The organism is Pseudomonas sp. AOB-7 (genome assembly GCF_003696305.1).
In the GTDB taxonomy this organism is placed as follows: Bacteria; Pseudomonadota; Gammaproteobacteria; order Pseudomonadales; family Pseudomonadaceae; genus Aquipseudomonas.
Genome location: NZ_RFFK01000002.1, coordinates 375,481 through 390,263, shown reverse-complemented (window position 1 = coordinate 390,263; position 14,783 = coordinate 375,481). Strand labels below are relative to the sequence as shown.

Genomic DNA, 14,783 nt, shown 5'->3' with positions numbered 1-14,783 from the left:
AATGTCGCCGAGCGAGCGCGCGGCCTGATCCAGCGAGCCGGCCGAGTCGAGCAGCTGGCGGATGACGCCGCGCAGCTTGTCGGTGAAGGCGTTGAAATGGCTGGCCAGGGCGGTCAGCTCGTCGCGCCCGTGGGTATCGAGGTTGCGCGTCAGGTCGCCTTCGCCGCTGGCGATATTGGCCATGGCGTCCACCGCGGCCTGCAGCGGCTGGGCGATGCTGCGGGCGATCAGCAGCACCAGGGCGGCGAGCAGCAGGGTGATCAGCAGGCCGATGCCCAGGGCGCGCAGGGCCTGTTCCTTGAACACCGCCTGGACGTCGTCGACATAGACGCCGGAGCCGATGATCCAGCCCCAGGGCTGGAACAGTTCGACGTAGGAAATCTTCGGCACCGGCTCGCTGGCACCCGGCTTGGGCCAGCGGTAGTCGACCTGGCCGGCGCCCTGGCTGCGGGTGACGGCCACCATCTCGTTGAACAGCGCCTTGCCGTCCGGATCCTTGAAGCCGGAGAGGTTCTGCCCCTCCAGCTTGGGGTTGGTCGGGTGCATGATCATCATCGGAGTCTGGTCGTTGATCCAGAAGTACTCCTGGCCGGCGTAGCGCAGCCCGCGGATCAGCTCCATGGCCTGTTTCTGCGCGTCTTCGCGGCTCAGGCTGCCGGCGCTTTCCAGGCCGTGGTAGTGCTTGAGGATGCCGGCGGCGCTCTGCACCACGTGCTCGGTCTTTTCCGCCTTGCCGGCATACAGGTCGAGATTGATCTGGCGCAGCATATAGGCGCCGAGCAGGATCAGGGTCAGGATGGCCAGCGCCAGGATCAGCCACAGGCGCCGGCTGATGGGAAGACTACGTAAGCTGTTCATGGACGAGTTCCTGATTCTTGTTGTTGTCGGGCCCGAAGCGGCCTGGCCGGGCGGTGCGAACTGCCGGTCACGGCGAGGCATTCTTTACTCTAGTTGTCTGATAGCATTTCGGCCGCTCGGCGCAGAACCTGAGTTTGCATCGGGCTAGAGGAGACGGGGAACCTCTAGGGCGCCTCCGCGTCCCAGGCACGACACAGTGCTTCGACTGTACCGATTTATCGACTTTGTGCGGCGTTCGCCGCGATGTTTTGGGGGAAGAGAATGGACATCTGGACGGCCATGAAGGCCTTGATTCTGGGCATAGTGGAAGGGCTGACCGAGTTCCTGCCGATTTCCAGTACCGGACACCTGATCGTGGTCGGCGACCTGCTGGACTTCAACGGCGAGACCGCCACCGCGTTCAAGATCATCATCCAGTTGGGCGCCATCCTCGCGGTGATGTGGGAGTTTCGCCAGAGGATCTTCGACGTGGTGTGCGGGCTGCCGAGCGAGCCGCAGGCGCAACGCTTCACCTTCAACCTGCTGCTGGCCTTCATTCCGGCGGTGATCCTCGGTCTGGCCTTCGCCGATCTCATCGAGCACTGGCTGTTCAACCCCATCACCGTGGCCACTGCCTTGATAGTAGGCGGCATCGTGATGATCTGGGCAGAGAAGCGCGAGCACGAGATCAAGGCCGAAACGGTCGACGACATGACCTGGAGCCTGGCCCTCAAGGTCGGCTTCGCCCAATGCCTGGCGCTGATTCCCGGCACTTCCCGCTCCGGCGCCACCATCATCGGTGGACTGGTGTTCGGCCTGTCACGCAAGGCGGCCACCGAGTTTTCCTTCTTCCTGGCCATGCCGACCATGGTCGCCGCGACCGTCTACTCCCTGTTCAAGTATCGCGACATCCTGCAACTGAGCGACCTGCCCACCTTTGCCATCGGCTTCGTCACCACCTTTATCGTGGCGATGTTCACCGTGCGGGCATTGCTCAAATTCATCGCCAACCACAGCTATGCCCTGTTCGCCTGGTACCGCATCGGCTTCGGTCTGCTGATCCTCGCCACCTGGCAACTGCAACTGATCGACTGGAGCACCGCGCAGGGATGATGGCCAAGGAGCGCGCGGGGCGCCTCACCAGCTGGAACGACGACAAGGGCTTCGGCTTTATCCAGCCGCAGGGCGGCGGTGCCGAGGTGTTCGCGCATATTTCGGCGATGCGCGGCGAGCGGCGCCCGCAAGTCGGCGACAGCCTGCTCTATGTCGAGGGGCGCGATACCCGCGGCCGGCCGCGGGCCGAGCATATGCGCCTGGCGGGCTCACCGAGTCTGGACCGGCCGGCGATCCGCCGCCAACCCAGGGTGCCGCGCCAGCCTGCAGGGGCGCGGGAGGCGCGCGGCGCGGCTCTAGGCGTTCGCAATCCGGGGCTGAAGCTCGTGCTGTTCGCCGCGCTCTGCGCGTTACCGCTACTGGGGGCCCTGCAGCTGCTCGGCGCCGGGCTGCCGTGGGTGCTGCCGCTGTATCTGGCGGCCAGTCTGCTCGGCTTGCTGCTGTACTGGCTGGATAAACGCAGCGCCCAGGGCGGCGGCCGGCGTACCCCGGAAAACACCCTGCACCTGGTGGAGCTGGCTGGCGGCTGGCCCGGTGCGCTGCTCGCGCAACAGTTCCTGCGCCACAAGACGCGCAAGGCTTCCTACCAGACGGTGTTCTGGCTGATCGTCGCCGCTCATCAGGCGTTCTGGCTCGATTGGCTGCTGCTCGATGGCGCCTATATCGCCCGCCATTTACCGCTGTTCGTCCAGTAGCAGCCCCGGCTGCAGGCGCTTGGCCAGCTTGCGCACCACCAACTGGTGCGAGCGGGTGAGCAATCGCCGCAGTTCAGCTTCGCCCAGCGGCGGCTGCCGCCCGCTCATGCTGATCCAGTGTGCCCGCGCCAGGTACGGGGCCGGGCGGATGCCGGGGCGGTCGACGAAGCCGAGGAACAGGTCGCCGTCCACCTTGAACGCCAGGTCTTCGCCGAGAAAATCGAGGATGGCGAACATCTTGTTGCCGGCCACCGAAAATACCCGGTTGCGGCCCCACTTGAGGTCTTCGCGGACGCCGGGCAGGGCCAGACAGAAGGCGGCGATCTGATCGGAGGTCATTTCCGGCTCCAGGGCGGTTGGCGGAGGACTAAGCTGGCAAGTCTATCCACCCACCTGGGAGTGCACCATGTCGCTGTCCATGTACCACGCTTCGATTCCGGTTTTCCTGCGCATGCTCGGCAATCTTGCGGCGATTCTCGACAAGGCCGAGCAGCATGCCCACGACCACAAGATCGCCGCCGAGGTGCTGCTGAGCGCCCGCCTGGCGCCGGACATGTACCCGCTGACCCGCCAAGTGCAGATCGCCAGCGACGCGGTCAAGGGCTGTGCGGCGCGCCTGGCGGGGATCGAGGTGCCCAGCTTCGCCGACACCGAGAGTAGCTTCGCCGAGCTGCAGGCGCGCATCGGCAAGACCTGCGACTTTCTGCGCAGCGTCAGCCCGCAGCAGCTCGATGGCAGCGAAAGCCGCGCCGTCAGCCTGAGTTTTCCCGGCCTGGAACTGCGCTTCAGCGGTCAGGATTATCTGCTCAATTTCGTCCTGCCCAACTTCTATTTCCACCTCAGCATCACCTACGCCATCCTGCGCCATAACGGCGTGCCGCTGGGCAAGATGGATTATCTCGGTCACCCCTGAGGCATCCTGTATCTGCAGTGGCGGCGCTCCCCACGGCCATGCCTTCATCGGCAAAAAAAGCCCCAGGGTAAGGAGCCAACACCCTGGGGCCGGAGCGACTGGCGGTTGCCGGTCGGGAGAGAGGAAAGCGTCAGGCCTGTGGTTGCCAGCCGCCGCCGAGCGCCTTGTAGATGGCGACTATGCCGCTGTACAGCTCGACCTCGGCCAGCGCCTGGGCGTCTTCGGCGGCCAGGCGTTCGCGTTCGGCGTCCAGCAGCACGAGGAAATCCACCGTGCCTTCGCGGTAGCGGATCGCCGCCTGTTCCGCGGCGGCGCGGCTGGCCTCGGCCTGGCGCAGCAGCGAGAGCAGGCGCTGCTGACGCTTGGCGTAGTCGCTGAAGGCGTTTTCCGATTCCTCCAGGGCCAGCAACACCTGCTGCTCGTACTGCGCCAGGGCGCCGTCGGCTTCGGCCTCGGCACCGCGCAGGCGGGCGCGCACGCTGCCCAGGTCGAACGCCGCCCAGCTGATGCTCGGCGCCACGCCCCAGGCGCGTGCGGCCGAGGAGCCCAGCTGCGAGCCGCGCCCGGCGGTAAAACCGAGGAAACCGGACAGGCTGACCCGCGGGAACAGATCCGCGGTGGCCACGCCGATCTGCGCCGTGGCCGCGGCCAGCTGGCGTTCGGCGGCCTGCACGTCGGGGCGGCGGCGCAGCAGCTCACCCGGATCGCCGATCGGCAGGGCCTTGGCTATGGCCGGCAGCGGCCGGGCCGACAGGTCCACCTCCAGCTGCTCCGGACGCTGGCCGAGCAGGGTGGCGATGCGGTTCTGTGCGCGCACCTGTTCGGCCTGCAGCTGCGGCAGGCTGGCCTCGGTGGCGGCCAGGCGGGCGTCGGCGCGCAGCACGTCCAGCTCGCTGCCGACGCCGGCGTCGCGCAGCTGCTCGGTGATGGCCCGCGAGTCCTGCTGGTTCTTCAGGTTCTCGCGGGCGATGTGCTCGCGCAGCTGGGCGCCGCGCAGGGTGCCATAGGCATCCACCAGCTCGGCGATCAGGCTGACCTGCAGCTGGTAGTAGTCGGCCTCGGCCACCTCGATCTGCGCTTCGCTGGCCTCCAGCTGGCGCTGGATGCGGCCGAACAGGTCGAGTTCCCAGGCCATGTCCAGGCCCAGGTCGTAGCGTTCCTGACGGATGCGCTGCTCGCTGGTGGGCGGCTGCTGGGCCTTGCCGAACTCACCGCTGGCGCGGCTGGTGACGGTGGGCAGGCGGTCGTTGGCGACATCGTCGCGGATCGCCCGCGCCGCGCGCAGGCGGCTGAAGGCCACGCGCAGCTCGCGGTTGTCCGCCAGCGAGCGCTGCACCAGGCGGTTCAGCGTCGGGTCGTCGAACTGCTGCCACCAGGCGGCCTCGAAACGGGTGCGGTCGTAGTCGCCGGCCTCCAGCGCGTCGAGGCGCGCCGGTTCGGTCTGCGGCGCGCGGTAATCCGGGCCGACCGCGCAGGCGCTGACCGCCAGGGCCAGCAGGCTGATCTTCAGGGCATTGGCAACGCGCTTCATGGGTGCACCTCGTGGGCAGCGGCTTGGGCTTTGCGCGCCTGGCGTTTCTCGACGAAGGCGCGGATCAGCACGTAGAACACCGGGGTCAGCAGCAGACCGAAGAAGGTCACGCCGATCATCCCGCTGAATACCGCCACGCCCATGGCATGGCGCATCTCGGCGCCGGCACCAGAGGACAGCACCAGCGGTACCACGCCCATGATGAAGGCGATCGAGGTCATCAGGATCGGCCGCAGACGCAGGCGGCAGGCTTCCAGCACCGCACTGATGCGATCCAGGCCTTCCTCCTGTTTCTCCTTGGCGAACTCGACGATGAGGATGGCGTTCTTGCACGCCAGGCCCACCAGCACGATCAGGCCGATCTGGGTGAAGATGTTGTTGTCGCCACCGGCCAGGATCACCCCGGTGATGGCGGAGAACAGCACCGTCGGCACGATCAGGATCACCGCCAGCGGCAGGCTCCAGCTTTCGTACTGGGCGGCCAGCACCAGGAAGGCCAGCAGCACGCAGAGCGGGAAGATGAAGATCGCGCTGTTGCCGGCGAGGATCTGCTGATAGGTCAGCTCGGTCCACTCGAAGGTCATGCCGTTGGGCAGTTCTTCTTTCAGCAGCTTGGCGATCGCCGCCTCGGCCTGGCCGGAGCTGTAGCCGGGCGCCGCCGCGCCGTTGATCTCGGCGGTGAGGAAGCCGTTGTAGTGCATCACCCGGTCGGGGCCGGCGCTGTTCTCCACCTTGACGAAGGTGGACAGCGGCACCATTTCCCCGCGGTTGTTGCGCACCTTGAGCTGGCCGATCTGCTCCGGCTCCAGGCGGAACTGCTGGTCGGCCTGGACGTTGACCTGGTAGGTGCGGCCGAAGCGGTTGAAGTCGTTGGCGTACAGCGAGCCCAGGTACACCTGCATGGTGTCGAAGATGTCGCTGATGGCCACGCCGTGGGTCTTGGCCTTCTCGCGGTCGATGTTGGCATCGATCTGCGGCACGTTGACCTGGTAGCTGGTGAACACCGACATGGGGTTGAGCTCCGGCAACTGGCGCGCCTTGCCCAGGATGTTCTGGGTCTGCGCGTACAGCTCCTCGTAGCCCAGGCTGCCACGGTCCTGGATCTGCAGGCGGAAGCCACCGATGGTGCCGAGGCCCTGCACGGGCGGCGGCGGGAAGATGGCGATGTAGGCGTCCTGGATCTCGGCGAACTGGGCATTCAGCTCGGCGGCGATGGCGTTGGCCGACATCGACGGATCACTGCGCTCGTCGAAGGGCTTGAGCGGGGTGAAGACGATGCCGCTGTTGGGGCTGTTGGTGAAGCCGTTGATCGACAGACCGGGGAAGGCCACGGTGTTCTCCACGCCCGGGTGCTTGCCGGCGATCTCCGACATGCGCTTGATCACCGCTTCGGTGCGGTCCAGGGTGGCGGCGTCCGGCAGCTGGGCGAAGGCCACCAGGTACTGCTTGTCCTGCTGCGGCACGAAGCCCGTGGGCGTCGTCGAAAAGCCCAGGTAGCCCAGCCCCAGCAGGCCGGCGTAGAGGAACATGGCCACGCCGCTGGTGCGCAGTACGCGCTGCACGGTGCCGACGTAGCCGTGGCTGGCGCGGTCGAAGAAGCGGTTGAAGGGGGTGAACAGCCAGGCGCCGAACAGCTTGTCGAGCAGGCGCGAGAAGCCGTCCTTGGGCGCGTCATGGCTCCTCAGCAGGGCTGCGGCCAGCGCCGGCGACAGGGTCAGCGAGTTGAACGCCGAGATCACCGTGGAGATGGCGATGGTCAGCGCGAACTGCTGGTAGAACTGCCCGGACAGCCCGGAGATGAAGGCGGTCGGCACGAACACCGCGCACAGCACCAGGGCGGTGGCGACGATGGGCCCGGTGACTTCCTTCATGGCTTGTTTGGTCGCCTCTACCGGCGTCTTGCCCAGGCCGATGTTGCGCTCGACGTTCTCCACCACGACGATGGCGTCGTCCACCACGATGCCGATGGCCAGCACCAGGCCGAACAGCGACAGGGCGTTGAGCGAGAAGCCGAACATGTGCATCACGGCGAAGGTACCGATCAAGGACACCGGCACGGCGGCCAGCGGGATGATCGAGGCGCGCCAGGTTTGCAGGAACAGGACCACCACCAGCACCACCAGCACGATGGCCTCGAGCAGGGTGTGCACCACCGCCTCGATGGAGCCACGCACGAAGATGGTCGGGTCGTAGACGATCTCGTAGTCCACGCCCTGGGGGAAACTCTGCTTGAGCTCGGCCATGCGTGCCCGCACCGCATCGGAGATCTCGATGGCGTTGGAACCGGGGCGCTGGAACACCGGGATGGCTACCGCCGGCTTGTTGTTGAGCAGCGAGCGCAGGGCGTACTGGCTGGAACCCAGCTCGATGCGGGCGATGTCCTTGAGGCGGGTGATTTCGCCGTCTTCGCCGGCGCGGATGATGATGTTCTCGAACTCCTCCTCGTCGACCAGGCGGCCCTGGGTATTGATCGACAACTGGAAGCTGTTGCCGGCATCCGAAGGCGGCGCGCCGAGCGAGCCGGCCGCCACCTGGCGGTTCTGCTCGCGAATGGCGCTCACCACGTCGGTGGCGGTGAGGCCCCGCGAGGCCACCTTGTTCGGGTCGAGCCACACCCTCAGCGAATAGTTGCCCAGGCCGAACAGCTGCACGTCGCCGACGCCGTCCAGCCGCGCCAGCTCGTCCTTGACGTTGAGCGCGGCGTAGTTGGACAGGTAGAGCATGTCGTAGCGGTCGTCTGGCGAGGTCAGGTGCACCACCATGGTCAGGTCGGGCGAGGCCTTGTCGACGGTCACGCCGAGGCGCTGCACCTCGGTGGGCAGGGTCGGCATGGTGCGGGTCACGCGGTTCTGCACCTGCACCTGGGCATTGTCCAGGTCGGTGCCGAGGGCGAAGGTGATGGTCAGGGTCAGCTTGCCGTCGGCGGTGGACTGCGACGACATGTAGAGCATGCCTTCCACGCCGGTGATCGCCTGCTCCAGCGGCGAGGCGACGGTCTCGCCGATCACCTTGGGGTTGGCGCCGGGGAAGTTGGCGCGCACCACCACGGTCGGCGGCACCACTTCCGGGTATTCGCTGATCGGCAGCTGGAACAGCGAGATGGCGCCGCCGATCAGGATGATCAGCGACAGCACCGCGGCGAAGATCGGCCGCAGCACGAAGAATTGCGAGAAATTCATGGGACTGTCCTCGGGCACGGGTGCGCCATGCGCCCCCTATGCAGGGAGCGCTGCGCGCACCAAGGCGTTATCAGCTGCGCGGCGTACCGGCGGCGTTGCTCTTGCTGGCCAGGCGCGGGGCCTGAGTGCCATCCACGGCCTGGCGCATCTGCGCCAGCTGGGCCAGGGTCGCGGGATCGGCCATGGGCACCGCCTGCGGATCGACGGTGGCGCCAGGCATGGCCCGCTGCAGGCCGTTGACCACTATCTTCTCGCCCTTGGCCAGGCCGCTGCGGACGATGCGCAGGCCCTCCAGCTTCGGCCCCAGCTCGATGGCGCGGTAGGCCACGGCGTTGTCCTCGCCGAGCACCAGGACGAACTTCTTGCCCAGGTCGGTGCCGACCGCCTCGTCCTTGATCAGCGCGGCGGGGTAGGCCGCACTGCCGACCAGTTTCAGCCGGGCGTAGAGGCCCGGGGTGAAGCGGCCATCGGCGTTGTCGAACACCGCACGACCGCGGATGGTGCCGGTGCGCGGGTTGACCTGGTTGTCGAGAAAGTCCAGCTGCCCCAGATGCGGATGACCGTCTTCGCTGGACAGACCGAGGTACACCGGGCTGGCGCCGCGGGCGTCGCCGCCGGCCTGGCGGGCCAGCTCGAGGTACTTGAGGAACACTCGCTCGTCGGCGTCGAAGTAGGCGTAGACCTTGTCGGTGGAGACCACCGAGGTCAGCAGGCTATCGCCGGCACCGACCAGGTTGCCTTCGGTGATCTCGGCGCGGCTGACGCGGCCGTCGATGGGCGCGGTGATGCGGGTGAAATCGAGGTTGAGGCGGGCGTTGTCCAGCTCCGCCTGGATCGCCGCCACGGCGGCCTGGGCCTCGGCGGCGGCGCTGGCGCGGGCGTCGGCCAGTTCGGCGGAGATGGCGTTGCTCTGGCGCAGACGTTCGCCGCGACGGGCTTCGCTGTTGGCTCGGGTCAGGTTGGCGCGGGCTTGCTGCAGCTGGGCTTCGAGGCGCTTGACCTCGGCCTGGAAGGGACGCGGGTCGATCTGGAACAGCAGGTCGCCTTTCTTCACCAGGCCACCTTCGGCGAAGGCCACCTTGTCGATATAGCCGGACACCCGCGGGCGCACCTCGACCGACTGCGGCGCCTCGAGGCGGCCGGTGAACTCGTCCCACTCGTTGATCGGCTGCTCGATCACCTCGGCCACACTGACCTTGGGCGCCGGCAGCTGCTGCATGGCGTCCGGCGCCTGACCGCAGGCGCTGAGCACCAGGGTGGCGGCGAGCGCCAGGGGGAAAATCCAGATGTTCTTATGGGGCTGTTCCATGAGTGACTCCGCCAGTCGGATTTGTGAATGGGCGGAGTCTGCTGCGAGGGCTGGCCGACGACGAATCGAATGCCGCGAAGTTGAATATCAGCGGTAATGATGATTGGCAGCGCTCTATCGTCGAGGCTCGATGATGGTGCGCGAAGGCGTTGCGGTGCCCGTTATCGGTGCCTTTTCGCCTGGCGGCTACAGGCTGTCCGGATCGCCGCAGAACATCTGGATGCGCGAGCGCAGCCAGCGCTCGGCCGGGTCGTTGTCCTGGGCACCGCGCCAGGCCATGTGCAGCTCGAAGGACTGGGTCTGCAGCGGCAGCTCCTCGGCGCGCAGGCCGCCGGCGGCGGTGAGCACGGCAGCGGTGTAGTCCGGCACGCTGGCGACTATGTCGGTGCCGGCGAGCAGCGTGCCCAGGCCGTTGAACTGCGGCACGGCCAGCACCACATGGCGCTTGCGGCCGATCCTCTCCAGTTCCTCGTCGATGAAGCCGGTGAGGTCGCCGGCGAACGACACCAGCGCATGCGGCCTGGCGCAGTAGTCGTCCAGGCTCAGCGCACCGGGCACGGCGTCGGCGCGCAGCAGGCGCGCCTTGCTGCGGCGCAGCACCTTGCGCTTGGCATTGGCCGGCAGCTCCTCGGTGTAGGCGACGCCTACGGAGATTTCGCCGGAGGCCAGCAGGCCCGGCATCAGCAGGTAGTTGGTGCGCCGCACCACCAGCACCACGCCCGGCGCCTCGGCGCGCAGGCGGCGGAGCAGGGCCGGCAGCAGGGCGAACTCGACGTCGTCGGACAGGCCGACGCGAAACACCGCCTTGCTGGTGGCCGGGTCGAAGTCGGCGGCGCGGCTGACCGCGGTGGAGATCGAGTCCAGTGCCGGGGCGAGCAGGGCGAAGATTTCCTGGGCGCGCGGGGTCGGCTCCATGCTGCGCCCGGTACGCACGAACAGGGGGTCGTCGAACAGGCTGCGCAGGCGGGCGAGGGCGGCGCTGATCGCCGGCTGGCCGAGGAACAGCTTTTCCGCGGCGCGGGTCACGCTGCGCTCGTGCATCAGCGTCTCGAAGACGATCAGCAGGTTGAGGTCGAGGCGGCGCAGGTCGTTGCGGTTCATCCGGTTACCATCCGAGAGACCGGGCCTTGTCAGCACGGCGTGGCAAATGAGAGCCTTGCCGCGCAATAGTACGGGCAGTACGGGCGAGATTGAAAGGTGCCCGGCACGCTGTTGAATCACTGCCAGGCATGTGCACTATCGATGCCGGCGGGTGGTGCCAGCGGCGATCTGCGGATAGAGTCCACAGGCATTGAAGTGTTAATCCGTGATCGGAGCTCGAGGTATAGCGATGTCCCGCATGATCCGTTTCCATAAATTCGGCGATGCCGAGGTACTCCAGTACGAGGAAGTACCCACTCCTGTGCCGGGCCCCGGCGAGGTGCTGGTGCGCGTGCAGGCCGTGGGCCTGGGCTGGAAGGACGTGCTGTGGCGGCAGAATCTGGCTGCCGAGCAGGCGCAGTTGCCGGCAGGCATGGGCTTCGAACTGGCCGGTACGGTGGCTGCAGTGGGCGAGGGCGTCGACGACTTTCCGCTCGGCACCGCCGTGGCCGGTTTCCCCGCCAGCACGCCGAATCGCTACCCGACCTGGGGCGATCTGGTGCTGATGCCGCGCTACGCACTGACCCGTTATCCCGAGGTGCTCAGCCCGGTGGCTGCCAGCGTGCATTACACCGCACTGCTGTTCGGCTATTTCGCCCTGGTCGACCTGGCCCAGCTCAAACCCGGCCAGCACGTGCTGATCACCGAGGCCAGTCACTGCATGGCGCCGCAGACCGTACAGCTGGCCAAGGCGCTCGGCGCCAAGGTCATCGCCGCCACCGGCTCGGCTGACGACCGCGAGTTCCTGCGCGGCCTGGGCGCCGACAAGGTGGTGGTCACCGAGGAACAGGACCTGGTGCTGGAAATCGAGCGCTACACCGAAGGCAAGGGCGTCGAGGTCATCCTCGACCAGTGCGCCGGACCGCAGATGAAGCTGCTCGGCGACATCGCCGCGCCGCGCGGCAAGCTGATCCTCTACGGGGTCAACGGTGGCAACGACACCGCGTTTCCGGCCTGCGCCGCGTTCAAGAAGCACCTGCAGTTCTACCGGCACTGCGTGCTGGATTTCACTGGTCACCCGGAGCTGGGCATCGAGCCCAACGCCGAGGCGGTGCAGCGCGCGCTGCAGCACATCAACCAGATGACCGCCGACCGTTTGCTCACGCCGGTGATCGACAAGGTGTTCGCCTTCGAGGATTTCGTCGCCGCGCACCGCTATATGGAAACCTGTCCGAATCGTGGGCGGGTGGCCTTGGAACTGGCCGCGGATTAAAGTCCGCGGCCGTTCGGCCGCTATAACCTGCAGGTTTTCAGTCCAAGGATCCCTTCATGACCCTCGTCACCGGCGATGCCCTGTCGCTGCTGTTGTTCCGCCTGCACAGCGGCAGGCTGCTGGGCATCAACCTGCTCAAGGTCAACGAGATCATCCCCTGTCCGCCGCTGACCAAGCTGCCCAACCGCCACCCCAACGTGCGCGGCATCGCCACCTTGCGCGGCTCGGCGTTGACGGTGATCGACCTGGCCCGCGCCATCGGCGAACGCGGCGGTTCCAGCGAGGACGAGGGCTGTCTGATCGTCACCGAGTTGAGTCGCTCGCGCCAGGGCCTGCACGTCAAGAGCGACGAGCGCATCGTGCAATGCTCGACCCGCGACGTGCGGCCGCCACCTGCCGCCTCCGGCAGTCGCGCCTTCATCACCGGGGTGACCCAGATCGATGGCGCCATCGTGCAGATCCTCGATATCGAGAAGGTGTTGCACGACATCGCCCCGGCGCTGGACGATGCGCCGGTGGGGCAATTGCTCGAAGGCGATGACGGCCAGCTGTTGCAGGGCCGCCGCGTACTGATAGTCGACGATTCCCAGGTGGCCCTGCAGCAGACGGTCAATGTCCTGCGTCAGCTGGGCCTGGACTGCACCGCGGTGCGCAGCGCCCAGGCCGCGCTGCAAAAGCTGCAGGAGTATCGCCAGGCCGGCATGCCGTTCGAGCTGCTGGTGTCGGACATCGAGATGCCGGAGATGGACGGCTACAACCTGGTGCGGGAAATCCGCCGCAGTGCCGACATCGCCGACACCTACGTGCTGCTGCACACCTCGCTGGACAGCACCATGAACACCGAGAAAGCCAGGTCGGTGGGCGCCAACGCGGTGCTCACCAAGTTTTCCTCGGTCGACCTGAGCCAGGCCCTGCTCAACGCCTTTCGCCAGATCAGCGGCCAGCGCTAGGCCGCGTCTTCCGCTCTTCGCATTCCCCACCCCGGCCCACCAAGGCCGGGGCAGGGCGCTGCTCAGAGAATGTTCAGCGGGTACTCGACGAAGGCGCGAATCTCGTTGAGATCCGGGCCGACATCGGTGCTGGAGCGGTAGATGGAATTGCGCAGGCGCAGCGACAGGTCCTTGGCCGCACCGCTCTGCACGGTGTAGCTGACCTGGTTGAACAGCTCGCGCTCGGTGCCCTCGTTGTCGGCGCCGGTGTCGATATTGTCGCCGCGCACGTAGGCGAGCTTGTAGCGCAGTCCCGGAACGCCATAGTCGCTGAAGTCCAGCTCGTAGCTGGCCTGCCAGGAGCGCTCGTCCTTGCGGTTGAAGTCCGAGTAGTAGGAGTTGGCCAGGTAGATGCTCGCGCCACCGTCGCCGTAGTCGTAGGCGAAACCGGCATCGCCGCTGTTGCGCTGATGGGCGAGGATGAAGGCGTGGGCGCCGACGCTGTACTTGGCCGCCAGGCTCCAGATGCTGTTGCGATCGCCCTGGCCGTCGCCGCCGAAATCCAGCGCGGCGGTAGAGCCGTCGTCATACTTGGTGCGGTAGAGGTTGAAGTCGAAATTCAGCGCCTGCTCGGCGGTCAGCGCCAGGTTGTAGTTGAGGTTGGCGTAATAGCGCTTGTACAGGTCCTCGATGTCGGAGTGGTACAGCGCCAGGCTCAGATCGTCGCTGACCGCGTAGCTGCCGCCGAGCACGTCGATGCTCTTGAGGCGATTGGGATCGCGCGCCGGATCGCCCATCGGGCTGTCGGCGGTGAAGCGGCCGGCATTGAGTTCCAGGCCCTCGATCTCGTTGCTGGTGACCAGGGTGCCGGTGAAGGACTGCGGCAGCAGGCGGCTGTCGTCATGGGCCAGCACGGGCAGGGACGGGAACTGGTTGCCGTACTTGATCACGGTATCGGACAGGCGCAGCTTGACCGCGGCGCCGGCCTGAGACAGCTCGTCGACCGGGCGGCCCTCGCTGTCGGTGTCGAAGAAGGCGCGGTAGTTGCGCCCGCGGCCGCTGTCGAGTTTCACCCCCAGCAGGCCGAAGGCATCGACGCCGACGCCGACGGTGCCCTGGGTGAATCCCGACTCGAAGGTGGCGATGAAACCCTGGCCCCAGGACTTGGCGTCGTTGGTACGGTCCTTGTAGTCGCGGTTGAAGTAGGCGTTGCGCAGCAGCAGATCGAGGCTGGCATCTTCGACGAAGCCGTTCGATTGTGCCTGGCTGCTGGCATGAGCCAACGGCGCGCCGAGCGCGAGGCTGCAAGCCAGCGCGAGACAGTGCTTGTTGTACATGGGTGCTCCCGGTGTCGGTGTTTTATGCGAGCAGGCCTGACAGCGAGGTCAGGCCCGGCCCAGAGGGGCCGCTAAGAGTTATCACCGGGCTGGCGAGCGGGCCATTGACGCTGATCGATGATCACTATCGATTGCTTTGATAAGCCGAGTGGGACGAACGGCGCTAGCCTGCACGCGATGAAGATTCCATGAGCTGCGCGTTCGGCGCGGCTCGCTGACTGCGCTTCATCTCCTTTGGTTAAGACTTAGCAGCCGCCTGGGTTTCCAGTGCGGCTTTTTTAGCTCATGCGGCGGCACTTTGGGGGTGATCAAACGCTACGCCTTCTGCGCTGGCGTAGCCTTGAGAGAATGGGCGCTACGTCTTGACGGCTACGCGGGCAGGTACACTCCGCTTCCCCACCGATTATTGCCTTGCCCGCCCTTCGCGCGACGACTTCTCGCACTGAACCTGGCGCGACTTGCTGCATTTCGTTTGATAGAAAATCAACCCAGTAATGCATTTATATCGATTGTCGGTAGCTCGGGCTGTGCGGGACGCTCTGGCATCTTCCGTTGTTTTACGGCCCGGCAGGAGCCCTGTGTCGTAG

11 protein-coding genes and 1 pseudogene are annotated in these 14,783 nt (G+C 66.5%); 5 read left to right on the top strand and 7 right to left on the bottom strand.

The annotated features are described in order from the left end of the window. Window positions 1–81: 81 nt before the first annotated feature. Window positions 82–768: pseudogene (locus EA796_RS23650) on the bottom strand (cache domain-containing protein); the annotation flags it as partial. Between the two features lie 351 nt (window positions 769–1,119). On the opposite strand from EA796_RS23650, the gene EA796_RS06160 reads away from it, so the two are divergent. After that, entirely contained in the window at window positions 1,120–1,950 is an 831-nt protein-coding gene (locus EA796_RS06160) for an undecaprenyl-diphosphate phosphatase (protein ID WP_021443617.1), read from the top strand. Continuing rightward, on the top strand, window positions 1,947–2,645 hold the full coding sequence (locus EA796_RS06155) for a cold shock and DUF1294 domain-containing protein (RefSeq protein ID WP_122107949.1): 699 nt from the start codon (window positions 1,947–1,949) through the stop codon (window positions 2,643–2,645). The genes EA796_RS06160 and EA796_RS06155 overlap by 4 nt, the downstream gene beginning before the upstream one ends. On the opposite strand, the gene EA796_RS06150 is transcribed toward EA796_RS06155, so the two are convergent. Then, the gene (locus tag EA796_RS06150; protein ID WP_122107948.1) at window positions 2,625–2,984 is read right to left on the bottom strand and encodes an MmcQ/YjbR family DNA-binding protein; all 360 of its coding nucleotides are present in this window, start codon (window positions 2,982–2,984) and stop codon (window positions 2,625–2,627) included. The two genes, EA796_RS06155 and EA796_RS06150, sit on opposite strands and share 21 nt — an antisense overlap. Before the next feature lie 67 nt (window positions 2,985–3,051). Between EA796_RS06150 and EA796_RS06145 the strand changes: the two genes are divergently transcribed. Continuing rightward, window positions 3,052–3,558 (top strand): DUF1993 family protein, encoded by a 507-nt coding sequence (locus tag EA796_RS06145; protein ID WP_122107947.1) that lies wholly within the window; start codon window positions 3,052–3,054, stop codon window positions 3,556–3,558. A gap of 130 nt (window positions 3,559–3,688) precedes the next feature. On the opposite strand, the gene EA796_RS06140 is transcribed toward EA796_RS06145, so the two are convergent. The 4 genes from EA796_RS06140 to EA796_RS06125 form a co-directional block, all read right to left on the bottom strand. Continuing rightward, window positions 3,689–5,089: an efflux transporter outer membrane subunit gene (locus EA796_RS06140; RefSeq protein ID WP_122107946.1), complete on the bottom strand. Its 1,401-nt coding sequence runs from the start codon at window positions 5,087–5,089 to the stop codon at window positions 3,689–3,691. Further along, a complete protein-coding gene (locus tag EA796_RS06135; RefSeq protein ID WP_122107945.1) occupies window positions 5,086–8,268 on the bottom strand; it encodes an efflux RND transporter permease subunit in 3,183 nt (1,060 codons plus the stop codon). Before EA796_RS06135 ends, EA796_RS06140 begins: the two co-directional genes overlap by 4 nt. 70 nt (window positions 8,269–8,338) lie before the next feature. Beyond that, window positions 8,339–9,577 carry a multidrug efflux RND transporter periplasmic adaptor subunit MexE gene (gene mexE / locus EA796_RS06130; RefSeq protein WP_122107944.1) on the bottom strand — a complete coding sequence of 413 codons (1,239 nt, stop codon included), beginning with the start codon at window positions 9,575–9,577 and terminating at the stop codon, window positions 8,339–8,341. 186 nt (window positions 9,578–9,763) lie between these two features. Then, window positions 9,764–10,678 (bottom strand): LysR substrate-binding domain-containing protein, encoded by a 915-nt coding sequence (locus EA796_RS06125; RefSeq protein WP_021446223.1) that lies wholly within the window; start codon window positions 10,676–10,678, stop codon window positions 9,764–9,766. Between the two features lie 229 nt (window positions 10,679–10,907). Between EA796_RS06125 and EA796_RS06120 the strand changes: the two genes are divergently transcribed. After that, window positions 10,908–11,930, top strand: coding sequence for a zinc-dependent alcohol dehydrogenase family protein (locus tag EA796_RS06120; protein ID WP_122107943.1), 1,023 nt, complete (start codon window positions 10,908–10,910; stop codon window positions 11,928–11,930). A 56-nt stretch (window positions 11,931–11,986) separates the two neighbouring features. Beyond that, window positions 11,987–12,880: a chemotaxis protein CheV gene (locus tag EA796_RS06115; RefSeq protein WP_122107942.1), complete on the top strand. Its 894-nt coding sequence runs from the start codon at window positions 11,987–11,989 to the stop codon at window positions 12,878–12,880. A gap of 62 nt (window positions 12,881–12,942) precedes the next feature. Here the strand turns inward: EA796_RS06115 and EA796_RS06110 are convergent, their stop codons facing one another. After that, window positions 12,943–14,196: an OprD family porin gene (locus EA796_RS06110; protein ID WP_122107941.1), complete on the bottom strand. Its 1,254-nt coding sequence runs from the start codon at window positions 14,194–14,196 to the stop codon at window positions 12,943–12,945. Between the last annotated feature and the right edge of the window lie 587 nt (window positions 14,197–14,783).

Bases quoted from the DNA above. Each gene is read 5' to 3' on its own strand.
- EA796_RS06140 (WP_122107946.1), bottom strand. From the start codon at position 5,089: ATGAAGCGCGTTGCCAATGCCCTGAAGATCAGCCTGCTGGCCCTGGCG.
- EA796_RS06145 (WP_122107947.1), top strand. From the start codon at position 3,052: ATGTCGCTGTCCATGTACCACGCTTCGATTCCGGTTTTCCTGCGCATG.
- EA796_RS06115 (WP_122107942.1), top strand. From the start codon at position 11,987: ATGACCCTCGTCACCGGCGATGCCCTGTCGCTGCTGTTGTTCCGCCTG.
- mexE (WP_122107944.1), bottom strand. From the start codon at position 9,577: ATGGAACAGCCCCATAAGAACATCTGGATTTTCCCCCTGGCGCTCGCC.
- EA796_RS06120 (WP_122107943.1), top strand. From the start codon at position 10,908: ATGTCCCGCATGATCCGTTTCCATAAATTCGGCGATGCCGAGGTACTC.
- EA796_RS06155 (WP_122107949.1), top strand. From the start codon at position 1,947: ATGATGGCCAAGGAGCGCGCGGGGCGCCTCACCAGCTGGAACGACGAC.
- EA796_RS06160 (WP_021443617.1), top strand. From the start codon at position 1,120: ATGGACATCTGGACGGCCATGAAGGCCTTGATTCTGGGCATAGTGGAA.
- EA796_RS06150 (WP_122107948.1), bottom strand. From the start codon at position 2,984: ATGACCTCCGATCAGATCGCCGCCTTCTGTCTGGCCCTGCCCGGCGTC.
- EA796_RS06125 (WP_021446223.1), bottom strand. From the start codon at position 10,678: ATGAACCGCAACGACCTGCGCCGCCTCGACCTCAACCTGCTGATCGTC.
- EA796_RS06135 (WP_122107945.1), bottom strand. From the start codon at position 8,268: ATGAATTTCTCGCAATTCTTCGTGCTGCGGCCGATCTTCGCCGCGGTG.
- EA796_RS06110 (WP_122107941.1), bottom strand. From the start codon at position 14,196: ATGTACAACAAGCACTGTCTCGCGCTGGCTTGCAGCCTCGCGCTCGGC.